This is a genomic window from Klebsiella sp. CSG-1 (genome assembly GCF_056521145.1).
In genome coordinates this window covers 407,551-423,643 of sequence record NZ_JBWNLD010000001.1, presented here as the reverse complement: position 1 = coordinate 423,643, position 16,093 = coordinate 407,551, and the positions used below count along the sequence as shown (strand labels likewise).

General features: G+C 59.5%; 13 protein-coding genes. 7 read left to right on the top strand and 6 right to left on the bottom strand.

Annotated elements, in window-relative coordinates:
* The first annotated feature begins 37 nt into the window (after positions 1–37).
* Positions 38–2,143, top strand: a complete 2,106-nt coding sequence (gene cstA / locus AC007G_RS02085; RefSeq protein WP_032688941.1) for a pyruvate/proton symporter CstA — start codon at positions 38–40, stop codon at positions 2,141–2,143.
* A gap of 49 nt (positions 2,144–2,192) precedes the next feature.
* On the top strand, positions 2,193–2,390 hold the full coding sequence (locus tag AC007G_RS02080; protein ID WP_032688939.1) for a YbdD/YjiX family protein: 198 nt from the start codon (positions 2,193–2,195) through the stop codon (positions 2,388–2,390).
* A gap of 9 nt (positions 2,391–2,399) precedes the next feature.
* Here AC007G_RS02080 and AC007G_RS02075 read toward each other — a convergent pair whose 3' ends face one another.
* Positions 2,400–3,143, bottom strand: coding sequence for an SDR family NAD(P)-dependent oxidoreductase (locus AC007G_RS02075; protein ID WP_049268203.1), 744 nt, complete (start codon positions 3,141–3,143; stop codon positions 2,400–2,402).
* A gap of 60 nt (positions 3,144–3,203) precedes the next feature.
* Positions 3,204–4,301, bottom strand: coding sequence for an oxidoreductase (locus tag AC007G_RS02070; RefSeq protein ID WP_142630184.1), 1,098 nt, complete (start codon positions 4,299–4,301; stop codon positions 3,204–3,206).
* A gap of 161 nt (positions 4,302–4,462) precedes the next feature.
* On the opposite strand from AC007G_RS02070, the gene AC007G_RS02065 reads away from it, so the two are divergent.
* The 4 genes from AC007G_RS02065 (at position 4,463) to AC007G_RS02050 (ending at position 9,370) form a co-directional block, all read left to right on the top strand.
* Complete coding sequence (locus tag AC007G_RS02065) at positions 4,463–5,965, top strand: sugar ABC transporter ATP-binding protein (protein ID WP_479466530.1); 1,503 nt, start codon at positions 4,463–4,465, stop codon at positions 5,963–5,965.
* Entirely contained in the window at positions 5,962–6,960 is a 999-nt protein-coding gene (locus AC007G_RS02060) for an ABC transporter permease (protein ID WP_032688935.1), read from the top strand. Before AC007G_RS02065 ends, AC007G_RS02060 begins: the two co-directional genes overlap by 4 nt.
* Before the next feature lie 20 nt (positions 6,961–6,980).
* Complete coding sequence (locus AC007G_RS02055; protein WP_032688934.1) at positions 6,981–8,045, top strand: sugar ABC transporter substrate-binding protein; 1,065 nt, start codon at positions 6,981–6,983, stop codon at positions 8,043–8,045.
* Between the two features lie 83 nt (positions 8,046–8,128).
* Positions 8,129–9,370 (top strand): LVIVD repeat-containing protein, encoded by a 1,242-nt coding sequence (locus AC007G_RS02050; protein WP_131064032.1) that lies wholly within the window; start codon positions 8,129–8,131, stop codon positions 9,368–9,370.
* Between the two features lie 345 nt (positions 9,371–9,715).
* On the opposite strand, the gene mtnK is transcribed toward AC007G_RS02050, so the two are convergent.
* Positions 9,716–10,915 carry an S-methyl-5-thioribose kinase gene (gene mtnK / locus AC007G_RS02045; protein WP_032688932.1) on the bottom strand — a complete coding sequence of 400 codons (1,200 nt, stop codon included), beginning with the start codon at positions 10,913–10,915 and terminating at the stop codon, positions 9,716–9,718.
* 103 nt (positions 10,916–11,018) lie between these two features.
* On the opposite strand from mtnK, the gene mtnA reads away from it, so the two are divergent.
* Positions 11,019–12,047, top strand: coding sequence for an S-methyl-5-thioribose-1-phosphate isomerase (gene mtnA / locus AC007G_RS02040; RefSeq protein WP_032688931.1), 1,029 nt, complete (start codon positions 11,019–11,021; stop codon positions 12,045–12,047).
* A gap of 167 nt (positions 12,048–12,214) precedes the next feature.
* Here mtnA and AC007G_RS02035 read toward each other — a convergent pair whose 3' ends face one another.
* The 3 genes from AC007G_RS02035 to AC007G_RS02025 all read right to left on the bottom strand — a co-directional run bounded on the left by AC007G_RS02035 (position 12,215) and on the right by AC007G_RS02025 (position 15,980).
* Positions 12,215–13,483: a histidine-type phosphatase gene (locus AC007G_RS02035; RefSeq protein WP_133959642.1), complete on the bottom strand. Its 1,269-nt coding sequence runs from the start codon at positions 13,481–13,483 to the stop codon at positions 12,215–12,217.
* A gap of 25 nt (positions 13,484–13,508) precedes the next feature.
* Complete coding sequence (locus AC007G_RS02030) at positions 13,509–14,870, bottom strand: MFS transporter (protein ID WP_142630180.1); 1,362 nt, start codon at positions 14,868–14,870, stop codon at positions 13,509–13,511.
* A gap of 300 nt (positions 14,871–15,170) precedes the next feature.
* On the bottom strand, positions 15,171–15,980 hold the full coding sequence (locus AC007G_RS02025; protein WP_099001241.1) for an inositol monophosphatase family protein: 810 nt from the start codon (positions 15,978–15,980) through the stop codon (positions 15,171–15,173).
* Positions 15,981–16,093: the final 113 nt, after the last annotated feature.

Sequence of the window (16,093 nt, the reverse complement as noted above, 5' to 3'; positions counted from 1 at the left end):
TGTAACATCCTGATTACCTTACCGGTGGAACGCAACGATGAATCATTCAGGGAAATACCTCATCTGGACATTGCTCTCGGTTGTCGGAGCCTTTGCCCTCGGCTACATCGCCTTAAACCGAGGTGAACAGATTAATGCGTTATGGATTGTCGTCGCGGCAGTCTGCATTTATCTGATCGCCTATCGTTTCTACGGTCTCTACATCGCCAAAAATGTGCTGGCGGTTGACCCGACGCGCATGACCCCCGCCGTACGGCATAACGACGGCCTTGATTATGTCCCGACCGATAAAAAAGTGCTGTTCGGTCATCATTTTGCGGCGATTGCCGGTGCGGGGCCGCTGGTAGGACCGGTGCTGGCGGCGCAGATGGGCTATCTGCCGGGGATGATCTGGATCCTCGCCGGGGTGGTGCTGGCCGGCGCGGTGCAGGACTTTATGGTGCTGTTCGTCTCTACGCGCCGCGACGGGCGTTCTCTCGGTGAGCTGGTGAAAGAAGAGATGGGGCCAACCGCCGGAGTGCTGGCGCTGGTGGCCTGCTTTATGATTATGGTGATTATCCTCGCCGTACTGGCGATGATTGTGGTGAAAGCGTTGACCCACAGCCCGTGGGGCACCTATACCGTGGCCTTCACTATTCCGCTGGCGATCTTTATGGGGATCTACATTCGCTACCTGCGTCCGGGACGCATCGGCGAAGTGTCGGTGATTGGCCTGGTGATGCTGGTGTTCGCGATTGTTTCCGGTGGATGGGTGGCGGAAAGCCCGACCTGGGCGCCGTGGTTTGATTATACCGGCGTACAGCTGACCTGGATTCTGGTGGGCTATGGTTTTATTGCCGCCGTTCTTCCGGTGTGGCTGCTGCTGGCGCCGCGTGATTACCTGTCGACCTTCCTGAAAATCGGCACCATCGTCGGGCTGGCGATTGGTATTCTGATTATGCGCCCGACGCTGACCATGCCGGCGCTGACCAAATTTATTGACGGCACCGGCCCGGTGTGGTCCGGCAGCATGTTCCCGTTCCTGTTTATTACCATCGCCTGCGGTGCGGTCTCCGGCTTCCATGCGCTGATTTCATCCGGAACCACGCCTAAGATGCTGGCGAATGAGGGCCAGGCCTGCTTTATCGGCTATGGCGGTATGCTGATGGAGTCCTTTGTCGCCATCATGGCGCTGGTGGCGGCCTGCGTTATCGATCCGGGCGTCTACTTTGCGATGAACAGCCCGATGGCGGTGCTGGCGCCGGCTGGCACCACCGATGTGGTGGCCTCTGCCGCGCAGGTGGTCAGCAGCTGGGGCTTTAGCATTACGCCGGACACGCTGCGCCAGATAGCCAGCGAAGTGGGTGAGCAGTCGATCATCTCGCGAGCCGGCGGCGCACCGACGCTGGCGGTGGGGATGGCCTACATCCTGCACGGCTCGTTGGGCGGTCTGATGGATGTCGCCTTCTGGTACCACTTCGCCATTCTGTTTGAAGCCCTGTTCATCCTGACGGCGGTAGATGCGGGCACCCGTGCGGCGCGCTTTATGCTGCAGGATTTACTGGGCGTGCTCAGCCCGGGCCTGAAGAAAACCAACTCGCTGCCGGCCAACCTGCTGGCAACCGGGCTTTGCGTGCTGGCATGGGGATACTTCCTGCATCAAGGGGTTGTTGACCCGCTCGGCGGCATTAACACGCTGTGGCCGCTGTTTGGTATCGCTAACCAGATGCTGGCGGGGATGGCATTGATGCTGTGTGCGGTGGTACTGTTTAAAATGAAGCGCGAACGCTATGCCTGGGTCGCGCTGCTGCCGACGGCCTGGCTGTTGATTTGTACCCTGACCGCCGGCTGGCAAAAGTCGTTCAGTCCGGATACCAAAGTCGGCTTCCTGGCGATTGCCAATAAGTTCCAGGCGATGATCGATAGCGGCAATATTCCTGCCCAGTACACCGAATCACAGCTGGCGCAGCTGGTCTTTAACAACCGGCTGGATGCGGGATTAACCATCTTCTTTATGGTGGTCGTGGTGGTGCTGGCGTTCTTCTCCATCAAAACCGCGCTGGCGGCGTTGAAAGAGGACAAACCGACGGCGAAAGAGACGCCTTATGAGGCGTTACCTACCGCTGCACAGCCGATGGCGGCTCAGGCGAAGCGCGCACATTAAACCCCACCCCCTTTCCGCATGCCGGAAAGGGGGACCATGAGAGAGCACTATGTTTGATACCCTTTCGAAAGCCGGGAAGTATCTGGGTCAGGCGGCGAAAATGATGATTGGCGTGCCCGATTACGATAATTATGTCGAGCATATTCGCCAGACGCATCCTGAGCAAACGCCGATGACCTATGAAGAGTTCTTCCGCGAGCGACAGGATGCACGCTACGGCGGAAAAGGCGGCGCGAAATGTTGTTAAGCCCTTCCTTCAGGCATTAAGTCCCCCATCAACATCCAGACCGGTGCCGGAGATTTGTCCGGCCGCCGGGCTGGCCAGAAAGGTCACTGCGGCGGCAACGTCATCCGGCTGACCGTAATGTCCGACGGCAATAAGCTGACGCTGCGAATCGGCCTGTTCCCCGTTCGCCGGGTTCATATCGCTATCGGTCGGCCCGGGATGCACCAGGTTTACGGTAATACCGCGCGGCCCGAGATCGCGGGCGAGGCCACGGGTCAGAGAGTTGAGCGCAGATTTGGTCATGGCGTAGACCGCGATGCCCGGCGAGGCGACGCGGTTGGCGAGGCAACTGCCGATATTAATAATGCGCCCTCCTGCGGGTAGATGCGGCAGCGCTGCCTGGATGGCGATCACCACGCCACGGATATTGACGTTGATCAGCGCGTCGATATCTTCCAGCGACAGCGACTCCAGCGGGCCGCCGCGGGCAATCCCGGCGTTATTTACCAGAATATCCAGCCCACCCAGGGTCTCGACCGTGCGCGAGACGGCCTGCTGAATCGCCTGGGCGTTCGCGCTGTCGGCCTGAATCGCCGCGCCGCGGCGGCCGAGTGCCACAATCTCGTCGGCAACCGCCTGTGCTTTATCGGCGGATTTTTCATAAGTGATAACCACATCGGCGCCCGCCTGCGCCAGCGACAGCGCAATGGCGCGGCCAATTCCGCGACTGGCGCCGGTAACCAACGCTCTTTTACCCGTTAACTCGATCTGCATGATGACCTCGTACTGTGAGTGGGAGATGCATCATTAGGTATAGAGCGAGATTCCTGTCCGTCAATGCACCTGTCTGCGGAAGTTTTCCACTTTCTCAAACGCGGCGGCCAGGCTTTGCGGCGTCAGTTCCACCGGCAGGAAGTGGATCGACTCCACCGGACGCAGGGTATGGGCAATGACCCGCTCCAGTTCGTCGCGGTTGTGGATATCCACGTCAAGTTCCGCCAGGGTGGTGGGCAGGTTGAAACGCTGCCAGGCGTTGATCAACTGGGCCAGCACGTCGTCCTGACCCAGCAGGGCGCTTTGCACCAGAATGCCGTAGGCAACCTTGGTGCCATGAAGGAATTTATCAGTCTGCGGCAGGATCGTCAGGCCGTTATGCACCGCATGGGCGGCGGCGACGCGGGTATAGCGCTCACCTAAGCCGCCGACCATCCCGCCGCCGGCGATAATGGCATCCGTCACATCGCGGAACGCCTGCGACAGTTCGCCGCGCTGTTGATCCGCCAGCGCGGTTTCACTGCTTTGCAGCAGAACGTCGCGAATGGCCAGCGCGCCGTTAATCCCCAGACGCACGGTCAGCGGCAGCGTTTCCGGCTGCGGTGCCAGCACCACTGCTTCATACCATTTCGCCAGCGTATCGCCGATTCCCGCCAGCAGATATTCCGCCGGCGCGTTAAGGATGATTTGCGGTTCCACCAGCACCAGGAAGTTGGCGTCATCAAAGATTTCAAAATGCAGCGCCTGCCCGGCGTCGTTGTACCACACCGACAGCGGGGTCCACGCGGCGCAGGTGGCGGCGATGGTCGGGATGGCCACCACCGGCAGACCCAGCCGCCGGGCCACCGCCTTGGCGGTATCCAGCAGCGCGCCGCCGCCGACGCCAATCACCACGGCGCGGTCATCTCCGGCTTCCGCGACCAGCTGCACGACGTCGCTTTCGCTGCAGTGCCCGCTAAACAGCACTTTTTTGGCGCCGACGGCATGAAACGCCTCCGGCAGGAAGGGCTGCGCACCGGCGATGGCGCGCTCGCCGTAGATCCAGATGGCGCGGGCAAGCTGCTCGTCGCTGTAAAAATCGTGCAGGTGGGCAAGGCTGCCGTTATGGGAAAAATAGTTAGCCGGGCCGGGTACCACGCGGATATCGCTGTTGCTCATGAACGCTGTCCTTATTTCGTTTCGCTAACCTGATGTTATGTCTGGACATCCGGATGGCTAATATTATTTCGTTTTATCTTATGCCTTTTACGCAGTTGTCAGTCAAGGTCGGCTGTGAAAAATTCGTTAAATCAGAATATTAATCGTAAAGGTCCCGGCGGATGACAGCGAATCGTCTTGAGATGAACAACATTAATCTGGCCTTTTCCGGTTTCAGGGCGCTGAGCAATGTGGCGTTCACCCTGCGGGGAGGGTCGGTACACGCGCTGACCGGTGCTAACGGGGCGGGGAAATCGACGCTGATGGCGGTGCTGTGCGGAACGCACGCCCATTATGAGGGCGAGATTGTCATCAATAATCAGCAGGTGAGCGTTCGTTCGCCGCGGGATGCGAAACAGCTGGGCATTCATCTGGTGCAGCAGGAGGTCGATGTGGCGCTGGTGCCCGGCCTGTCCATTGCGGAAAACATTATGCTGGATCGTCTGGCGGAGCCGGGGCTGGGCTTTAGCTGGCGCGCAGTGCGCGAGCAGGCGCGCGAGGCCCTGGCCCAGCTGGATATTACGCTCGATGTGCGTCGCTCCATCGACAGCTGTACCCTGGCGGAGAAACAGCAGATTCTGCTGGCCCGCGCGCTGTCGCACCATTGCCGGTTTTTGATTCTGGATGAACCCACCGCGCCGTTGGATCAGCATGAAAGTGAGCGCCTGTTTACGGTGGTGCGCCGCCTGCAACAGCAGGGGATCGGCGTGGTGTTCATCTCCCACCGTATTCATGAGCTGAAGGCTATTTGCGACACCCTGACGGTATTGCGCGACGGCAAGCTGATTGAAAGCAGCCCGATGAACGATCTGAGCGGCGAGCAGATCGTCGAGAAGATGCTCGGCCATGAGCTGAGCGATATCTTCCCGCCGCAACGTCCGCCGCACGGCGAAGAGATTCTGTTACAGGTTGACGGTCTGCACGATGAGGGGCTGCTGCAGGATATTTCGCTGCGTCTGCGCAAAGGCGAAATTCTTGGTATCGCCGGCCTGGCCGGCGCGGGAAAAACTGAACTGTGCAAAGCGCTGTTTGGCGCCAGCAAAAGCCGCCTGACGCGCGGGGAGTTGAACAGCCAGCCGTGGCGGCCTCGCGACCCGGCAGATTCCGTGCTGCGCGGGCTGGCGCTGGTGCCGGAAGAGCGACGCAAAGAGGGCATTTTTATCGAAGAACCGATCGGCATGAACCTGGCGGTCAGCGCCGATAACAGCTTTTCGCGCTGGAGCCTGTTCGGCCATCGCCAGGCGTGGCGCTGGGCGGAAGAGGTGATCGCCCGGATCGGGATTCGTACCACCGGCCCGGCCCAGACCCTGCGCCGGCTTTCCGGCGGTAACCAGCAGAAAGTGGCGATCGGCAAATGGCTGCGCGGCAACGCCAACGTCTTGATATTCGACGAGCCGACCAAGGGCGTCGATGTGAAAGCCAAAACCGACCTGTTCACCTTGATCGACGGCCTGGCGCGAGACGGGAAGGGGATTATCTATGCCTCGGGCGAATTCTCTGAGCTGGTGGGATTGTGCGATCGCATTTGCGTGTTGTGGGACGGCCGTATCGTCGCAGAAATTCCGGGCGCTGAGGCCCGGGAAGAGACACTTCTTTATTACTCCACCGGAGGAGCAGCAGCGTGAGTAAGGCCCTGGCAGTTAACGCGACGGCATCGGGTCGTCAGCGATTTTTTGATTTTCTTTATAAATGGGGCATGTTGCTGACCGTGGTGGCGCTGATTGCCGTTTTTGGCCTCGCCTCGGACAACTTCCTCGACCCGTTCAACATCATCAACATTTTGCGCTCCATCGCTATCGTGACGGTGATTGCGATTGGCGTCTCTGTTTCGTTGACCATTGGCGGCTTTGACCTGTCGGTGGGGTCCACGGCTTCACTGGCAAACGCGCTGGTGATTTCGCTGTTTGTCTGGCACGGCTTCGGCACTACCGAGGCGATCCTTGTCACCCTGGCGCTCTGTACGCTGGTGGGGCTGTTCAACGCTTTTTTGATTGTCGTACTGCGCATTCCCGACATGCTGGCCACCCTCGCCAGCCTGTTTGTGATTCAGGGCGTGGCAATGACCTACAGCTACGGCGGCTCGATTACCGAGAACATGGTATTGCCGAGCGGTGACATGGCGGAAGGCGTGATTCCGGCCGCCTTCGGTTCGCTGGGACAGGTGCCTACGATTGTGATCGTGATGCTGGTGGTGACCGTGGTGGCCCAGCTGGCGCTCTCGTTCACCACGCACGGGCGGAGAATGTACGCCATCGGCGGAAACCCAGAGGCCGCACGGCTCTCGGGGCTGCGCATCACCCGCTATAAAGTGGCGGCCTATGTTATCGCCTCGCTGCTGGCCGGACTGGGCGGCATTTTACTGGCCTCGCGCATCGGTTCCTCGCAGGTTAATGCCGGCAGCGGCTACCTGATGGATGCGGTGGCGGCGGCGTGGATTGGCTTTTCGCTGGCGGGTTCCGGCAAACCGAACGCGCTGGGGACGCTGGTGGGGGCGGTGATTCTTGGCGTGCTCTCCAACGGCCTGGTGATGCTGTCGGTGCCGTACTACGCCATGGACATTATTAAAGGGCTGGTGCTGGCTGGCGCGCTCGCACTGACCTACTTTCAGCGCCGCACATAACATTTTACAGGGTAAACACCATGAAAAAGATAACGCTTTCACTCATCGCATTGGGGTTGTTCAACTCTGCGGCGGCCTTTGCTGAAACCCCGACGCCGATCCCGGCGGCGATTGCCGAACATAGCGGCCCGATTCGTATCGCGGTGATCCGCAATCTTGGATCCGACGATAACACCACCCAGTTTGTCTCCGGGGCCATCCAGGAGGGTAAAAAGCTCGGTTTTAAAATCAGCACCTTCCTGAGCAACGGCGATGATGCCAAATTCCAGGACTTCGTTAACCAGGCGATTAGCCAGAAATACGACGGCATTATTCTCTCCCAGGGACGCGATCCGTACTCGACCGCGCTGGTGAAAAAAGCGGTGGATGCCGGAATTAAAGTCGCCGTATTCGATACGGCGGTCAACGGTGAGATCCCGGGCGTCACCGTCACCCAGCAGGACGATGCTTCGCTGACCGAGCTCTCCTTTGGCCAACTGGTGAAAGACTTCAACGGCAAAGCCAACATCATCAAACTGTGGGTCGCCGGCTTCCCGCCGATGGAGCGCCGCCAGGCCGCTTACCAGACGCTGCTTAAGCAAAACCCGGGGATTAAAGAGCTGGAGTCGATTGGCGCCGTCTCGTCCGACGTGCAGGGCGATACCGCCAATAAAGTGGGTGCGATTCTGGCTAAATACCCGAAAGGCAAGATCGATGCGATTTGGGGAACCTGGGATGCGTTCAGCCAGGGAGCCTATAAAGCGCTGAAGGAGAACGGTCGCAGCGAAATCAAACTCTACAGCATTGATATTTCTAACCAGGATCTGCAGCTGATGCGTGAATCCGGCAGCCCGTGGAAGGTGAGCGTGGCGGTGGATCCGAAGCTTATCGGCGCCACTAACGTGCGCCTGATCGCCAATAAGATTGCCGGTGAACCGACCCCTGCAACCTATGACTTCAAAGCGGCGGCTATTCCGCAGGCGCTGCTGGCGGCGCAGCCGGGGGCAGTTAACGTTGCCTCGCTGGGTAAAATCATTCCGGGCTGGGGCCAGACGGAAGACTTTATCGCCCCGTGGTTCGCCACGCTGGAAGCAAAAAACAAGTAACGCCCGCTGGCGCTGCGCTTACCGGGTCTGTGGTCTGGCAGGTCGGATAAGGCGCCGCCACCATCCGGCAAAAGGAGCTCAAGGTGATTGAATTACCGCGCCCCGACTACAGCCGCAATATGCGGCTGATTGGGCATAGCGATCAGGGAGGACGCCCGGACGGCGTCCAGCTCATGGTGCACCGTGGCTTTGCGTATATCGGCCATATGGTGTCGCAGGGTTTTTCGGTGGTGGATGTGCGCGATCCGGCGCGTCCGCAAGCGGTAAACTACATTGCCGCGCCGCCGGGGACCTGGAACGTGCATTTGCAGGCGCATGATGATCTGCTGCTGGTTATTAATGCCCGCGATCTGTTTGCCGACACCCGTTTTGCCGACGAGAAGGTTTACTACACGCGTTCGGTGGGTGAAACGGTGAGCGACGTGCAGGATAAGGGCTGGAGCGCCGGGCTGCGGATTTTTGATATTTCACGTCCGGAGCATCCGCGCGAGATTGGCTTTTTGTCACTCAGCGGTATCGGCATTCATCGGATCTGGTACGTTGGCGGGCGTTGGGCCTACGTTTCCGCGCTGATTGACGGTTTTAGCGATTATATCTTCCTGACTATCGATCTGGCGGATCCGCGCAAGCCGGAAGTGGCCGGACGCTGGTGGTTGCCTGGAATGAACCTGGCGGCAGGGGAGACGGCGGACTGGCCGCAGGGCAAGCGCTACGCGTTGCATCACGCCATTATCTCCGGGGACACCGCTTACGGCAGTTGGCGCGACGGTGGCCTGACGCTGCTCGACGTGAAGGACAGAACTCAGCCGAAGCTGATTAGCCATCGTAACTGGAGCCCGCCGTTTGGCGGCGGAACCCATACGGCGCTGCCGCTGCCGGACAGAAATCTGCTGGTCGTGCTGGATGAAGCGGTGCTTGATAATCAGCAGGATGGCGAGAAGCTGATCTGGCTTTTTGATATCCGCGAACCGACAAACCCGGTGAGTATCGCCACATTCCCGCAGCCGGATGAAGCCGACTACGTGGCGAAAGGGGCGCACTTTGGTCCGCATAATCTGCATGAGAATCGCCCCGGCAGCTTTATCAGCTCAACGCTGATTTTTGCCACTTACCAGAATGCGGGCGTTCGCGCCTACGATATTTCCAACCCTTATCGCCCGGTGGAGACCGGGGCGCTGGTCCCGGCCGCGCCGGCAAAAATGATGGATACCCGTCCGGGTCGCCCGCAGGTCATTCAGTCCTGCGATGTGTTTGTCGATGCGCAGGGGATTATCTACAGCACGGATTACAACGGCGGGTTGTCGGTGATTGAGTATCTCGGGTAGGTTTTTTGCCGGGTGGCGCTGCGCTTACCCGGCCTACAAAACCCCGGACGATATGCCGGATAAGGCATCAGGAGCGTAGGCGGGGTAAGGCGTCAGGACGATATGCCGGATAAGGCATCAGGAGTGTAGGCCGGATAAGGCGTCATGACGATGTGTCGGATAAGGCGTCAGGAGCGTAGGCGGGGTAAGGCGTCAGGACGATATGCCGGATAAGGCATCAGGAGTGTAGGCGGGGTAAGGCGTCAGGACGATGTGTCGGATAAAGCATCAGTACTGTTGTCGGATAAGGCATCAGGACCGTAGGCCGGGTAAGGCGTAAGCCGCCACCCGGCATACAGGCCGCACTTAGCTGTACTGGCGCACTCGCGCCACCAGCTCTTCGACGCTATCGATACGGTCAGCAATCACAATCAGCGCTTTACCCAGGGCGATCGCGTGGCGCAGGCATTCGTGGCGCATGGCCTCATCCTGAATCGTCTCTATATCGGCGACGTGGGACAGGCCGATGCTACGGCGAATCAGCTCGGTGCCGCAGAAGCCAATCGCGTCGTTCCAGACTTTTTTCAGGAACGCGCAGGCATAGCCGGGGTAGGCCAGCGCCGCATCGCGCGTTTTCTCCGCTGCCAGAGACTGGAAGCGTTCGGCAAACGTATTCCACAGCGACTGAATATCGTGCAGACGCTGTTCGCGAGCCGCGGCCGCATCGCGAATGCCCAGATGCCCCGGCAGGCCGCAGTAGTTCAGCAGCAGGTTGCCGATGGCGGTACCGATATCAAAACCTATCGGGCCGAAATAACCGAACTCCGCATCGATGGCTTTAAAACTGTCCTCGGCAACAAAAATGGAACCGCTGTGAATATCGCCGTGTAGCAATGCTTCGGCATGCGAGAAGAAGCGATGTTTCAGCGATGCGACTGCCAGCCTGAGCGACGCGTCGTCACGCAGGGCGGCCACTTCAGCTTCCAGTTCGGCCGGGTAGTTATTGCGTTCGTGAACCTGGTACGGGTCGTTGAAAAACAGGTCTTCGGTGATTTCGCACATCTCCGGATTGATAAACCGGGCGACCTGAGCCTTTTTCTCATGCGGATGGAGGTAGAAATCACTGGTATGAAACAGCGCCTGGGCCAGATATTCTCCCAGCTGGCTGGCGGCCTGCGGATAGTAAACGTTGTTAATCAGCTCGCCGCGCCAGATACGATGATCGGAAAGATCCTCCATCACCATCACCGCCAGCTCGGGGTCGAAGTGGTGGATTTTCACCGTGTGCTGCGGAGCGTGCTGGTAGTGCGCCACCAGGGTTTGCGCCTCGAGACGAGCGCGGTCGAGGGTCAGCGGCCAGGATTCCCCTACGCAGCGAACGTAGGGCAGGGCCTGCTTCACGACAACGCGGCTCACGCCGTGAGTATCATAAATCTTAAAGACCAGGTTGAGGTTACCGTCCCCCACTTCCTGCGCGGACACCAGCTCCGACGGGTCATCGATGCCGCCAAATTGTTGTGCGTATGCCACGGCATCGCCGGGGGTGAAGGTATGGTATTGCGACATTGCCTCGATCCTCAAAAGTTCTGATTAAGCCGTTCAGACGTCTATACTTCTGGATTTCATCCTGACACAATGTGATACAACAACGCAACAGGGATTTAACGATATGCAGACACTACAGACCACCAGCCTGCGGGTAAGCGAAAATCAGCTTTTTATTCTTGATCAGCAGGCATTGCCGCAGGAAAAACGCTGGCTGGCGGCGGATAACGTTTCGTTGCTGGTGGACCATATTCACGCTCTGCGGGTACGCGGGGCGCCGTTAATCGGCCTGTCGGCCAGTCTGCTGCTGGCGCTGCTGGCCCGGCGCGGCCTCAGCCGGGATGAACTGGCTCAGGCGCTGGAAACGCTGCGCGCCGCGCGCCCGACGGCGGTAAATCTGATGAATAATCTCGATCGCATGAAGCTGGCGCTGGCGGAAGAGAACTATGCCCAGGCGCTGGAAGAGGAAGCGCTGCGCCTGATCGCAGAAGATAAACAGCTGTGCGCCAGCATCGCCGAAGCGGGCAGCGCGCTGGTGAAGCCGGGCAGCCGCCTGCTGACGCATTGTAATACCGGCGGTCTGGCCACGGCGGGCGTAGGGACGGCGCTGGGAGTGATTGCGCTGGCCCATCAGCGCGGGCTGGTGGAAAACGTCTGGGTCGACGAGACGCGCCCGCTGCTGCAGGGCGGTCGGTTGACCGCCTGGGAGCTGGGTGAACTGGGGGTGCCTTATCGGCTGATTACCGATTCGATGGCCGCCAGCCTGATGGCCAAAGGGCAGGTTGACGCCGTATGGGTCGGGGCTGACCGTATCGCAGCTAACGGCGATGTGGCGAATAAGATAGGCACCTATTCCCTGGCGGTACTGGCGAAGTATCACGCTATTCCGTTCTACGTGGCGGCACCGCAAACCACACTCGATAGCCACTGTCCGAACGGCGAGGCGATTCCGATTGAGCAGCGGGCGGCAGCGGAAGTGACCGGCGTCGCCGGCAGCTTTGGCGCGGTGCAGTGGGCGCCGAAAGATGCCGCCGTTTACAATCCGGCATTTGATGTCACTCCCGCGGCGTTAATTAGCGGCTGGGTGCTGGATAGCGGCGTGGTCACCCCGGAGCAGGTGGCGGCCGGGGCGTTTGCGCCGAAAAAGGCCTGAGTCAAAGCGCAGTTATTCCCCTCTGTTTATGGGTAAAGTGCACCTTGTAAAATTGCCCGGTGGCGGCTGACACCTTACCGGGCCTTCGGGACGGGCTCAGATCGGGTTTTGTAGGTCAGGTAAGGCGCCAGCCGCCACCTGACAAGCGTGCGGGCACGATCGCCCAATCACGGCAGAACCATATCGACCTCCGGAGCAGAGTGCGGGTCGATATGCCGGCCGAGGGTTGTCAGCGCCGCCTGGTAAGGGCACAGGGTCCCGACGGCGGTCGTCTGGCAGCCTGGCTGACGCCACTCCTGGCGCAGCAGCGGATGCTGGCTGTCCGGTATTTGCAGACGACGTAAATCGTCCAGACTTTGCGCCTGGAAGTAGACGCGCAGGTAGCGTTTACCGCTATGGGTATCGCGCCAGCGTTCCAGTACCAGGCTGCTGCCCGGCGGGATATTGCCGCGGCTGTATCCCGGCAACTGCCAGCTAAAATCCATTAACGTACGCACCATGGCGATATTGGTATCGTGCGCCACCAGCAGCAGCCAGCGCACGTCAGGCGTGGCGCCTTCTTTTACCCCCTCCAGCATGGCGTTGAGCAGAATCGAACCACGTCTTTGCGCGGTATAAAACACGTCGTTGCTCAGATCGTAGTTCTCCGTCAGCAGCGGCAGCAGGGCGGTGATCTGGCTGGAGCGGGTGATGTTGCCCCACGCCAGCTGGCTGAGAGGCAGGTTTTCGCTCCAGCCCAGGCGCAGCGTCTCAACCATATTGGCCATCACGCTCAGTCCGCTAATCGACGTTTTGCCGCTTTTGCTCTGCTCGACCTGCCACGGCTGGTCGAACGCCGGACAGGGCTTGCCGGGCACGCAGACCGCATTTTTCAGCAACTGAATCACCGGAGCCAGCGCCTGCCGACGCAGTGCCAGATCGCCGGCTTTTTCCTTCACTGCCGCCAGCTGGCGGGCGGGATCGGTTTGCGTGGCGGCAAATTTCTCGGTCTGAAACAGCGGATCGGCGTCGCCGCTGACGTGATGAATGGCTACGCCACAGCCGGGAAAGGCGCCGTCCACCAGCGCCTGGGCGGTGGCCCGCGTGCGCTGCAAGGGACTGGCGCGAACGTAAATCTCGCCGTTCGCCGGGCAGCCCGCCGTCAGCAGGCCGAGCTGGCGAAAGCGCAGGCCCTCTTCGCGCCCTTTATTGACCACCGCGGCATAACCATGGCCGGTCAGCTCGCCGTCGTGGGTGGTCCACTGGGGCCACGAACGCTGAGTCGCGGCGTCGATGGCTTCCCGGTTGCCCGGTGTCGGCGGGCGAATGCCGTGGCGGCTGAGTTCAACCACTTTTTCCAGCTCAAACTGCGCGGCGGCATGCCCCGGTGCGGCCAGCAGCGGCAGGGCGCAGGCAAACAGCAAGCGTAGCAAAACCTGATGTCGTACAGGCATCATAAAATCTTCCTTATCGGTTAAAGGGTTATGACGAGAATGAGGTCTGACGTTCTATCGCGTGTCGCCTGGAGACAATCGCAGCGGTGGTAAAACAGAATAGCGCGGACATCAGGCCGGCGCCTACCCAAAACAGCGACAGCGTACTGAAGTCGTACAGCGTTTTGCCATTTTCGATAATCGACGTTTTATCGATGATGATGCCGGTGAGAAACTCGCCGAGTCCCGCCCCCGCGTAGCTGGCGATACCGATGGTGCCGAGCGCTGCGCCCGCGGCTTTGCGCGACGAAATATCGACCGCAATCAGTCCGCCAAGGAAGCAGGTCAATGCGCCAATGGTGGCGCCGAAGATAATCATCGCCAGAATGTCGGTGTAGTAGCCGTGCGGCGACCAGAGCATCAGCGCAAAGCCGGCGGTGTTGAGCAGGCTGATAAACCCGGCCATCACGCTGCGGTTACGCGGGAAGAGGCGGTCGGAGAGCATGCCGGCGATAATGGTGCCGGCAATACCCGCGATGGCGTTAACCCCGATAATCCCGGAGGCTTCAAGGGTAGAGTAGGCTTTATCCTGCTCGAGAAAGAAGATCCCCCACGAGTTCACCGCGTAGCGGTCGATATACATAAACGCCGAGGCCATCGCCAGCGTCCACAGGGCCGGGTTGCGCAGCGCCAGCAGCTGATTTTTAAACACCGAGCCGCGGGCCTCCGCCTCTTCCTGCGGTTCGTCGCGAATCACGTTGATTGACGGGAAGCCGCAGCTTTGCGGTGAATCGCGCATAAACAGCAGCAACAGCGCCACCCCGACGGCGCCGAGCGCTGCCGTTGATAAATAGCCCATTTGCCAGCCAAAGGCCGCAATGACGGCGGCGATCACGATGTAGGTCAGCGCTTCGCCGATGTTGTGGGCGGTTGACCAGATACCATAAAAGGTGCCGCGCTCTTTATATCCGTACCAGCGTGCCAGCGATACCGCACAGGGACCGACCCCCATCGATTGCGCCCAGCCGTTGATTCCCCAGAAAACCGCCAGCAGCAGGGCATTGCTGGTCATCCCCATCATCAGATTCATCCCGGCGCTCAGCAGCAGGCCGAGACTCATATAGCGAACCACATTGGCATGATCGGCAACGAAGCCATTAACCAGTTTGCCGATGGCGTAGCTGAAAAACAGCGCCGAGCCGATCATTCCCAGCTCGGTAGGAGAAATACCCAGCTCGACGAGCGCGCTTTTGGCGACGGTAAATGACAGTCGGCAGACGTAAAAGGTCACGTAGGCGACGGTCATGGCTAAAAAAGTTTGCCAGCGCACGCGGCGAAAGCGTTGTTCATCGAACTGCACGCCTGCCTTGGGCGGAGAAGCGCGAAAAAATGCGATAATTCTTCCAGACATAATGGTATCTCCGAAGGTCGGAGGCCTGACTGATTAGTGTGGTTCGTCCGTGAGGTTTAACCCGTCATACTTCAAGTTGCAGATGCGTTGGCTGCGTTCGCTCATCCCAGTTACTTACCAGAGTAAGCTGCTGGGGATTAATGAGAGGCTCCTGCCTCTCACCGGAGGCCAGCCTTCGGCTGGTCAAATTCGTTCCCGACGAATTTGTCACGCACTTGCCGCCTTTCTGCAACTCGAATTATTTAGGGTATGTTGTCGTTGTGTAGAGTACATAATCAGATAAAGCCTGACCCGATACGGTTAAGGTAATGGGTGACAAAGCATGGTTTTTAATTGTGGATAGAGCCTCTTGCTGGCCAGCAGCAGCGGGTTGCCATGACGAATCCCATCCTCCGCCAGATAGTCATTGCTCAGGCCGCCGGCTTCGCGCATCAGCACCAGCCCCGGCAGCGCGTCCCATGGGTTCATATGCGGTTCGTAGTAACCGATGAGCCTGCCTGCCGCCGCCCAGGCACTCATCAGCGCCCCGGAGCCGTTGCGGATAAACATGCCGCCATCGCTCAGCAGCGCATCGAGAAAGGGCAGAAAGATCGCCGGCGTCACGCGGTGCGAGGTCCCGACGCCCATCACTCCCTCTTTGACCGTCGCCGCCGGATGCGGGGCGATGGGCGCATCGTTGAGCCATGCGCCCTGGCCTTTCAGGGCGTGGAACAGCTCGCGATGGTTGGGGTCGTACACCACGCCGATAACCGGTTCGCCGTCGGCGACGATGGCCATCGACAGGCACCAGGTGTGCAGGCCGTTAAGAAAACAGCTGGTGCCGTCGATAGGGTCGACAACCCACAGCACGCGGGCGTCAGGCATCTGTGTTCCGCTTTCCTCGCCGAGAAAACCATCCTGCGGAAAGGCGCTGATAATGCGCTGTTTAACAAACTCCTCGACCCGCTTATCGGCGACGCTAACCACGTCCTGCAGGTCGTCGCCTTTATGATCTACCGCCAGCCGGTCACGCTGCTGGTAGTATTCGAATGCCAGTTCAGCACCGGCTTGCGCCAGCTCGCAGGCCAGGCGATAGCGGGCCTGCAGCGCATCTGATTCCAGGTATTTCATGCTTACTCTCCTTTTTGCACACGTGTGCATTGTGCGTAAAAAAAACAGCCCCGAAGGGCGAAGTGAGTGTGGATGGATTAAAAAAATTATTCTGTGATCGTTCTGGAATAAAA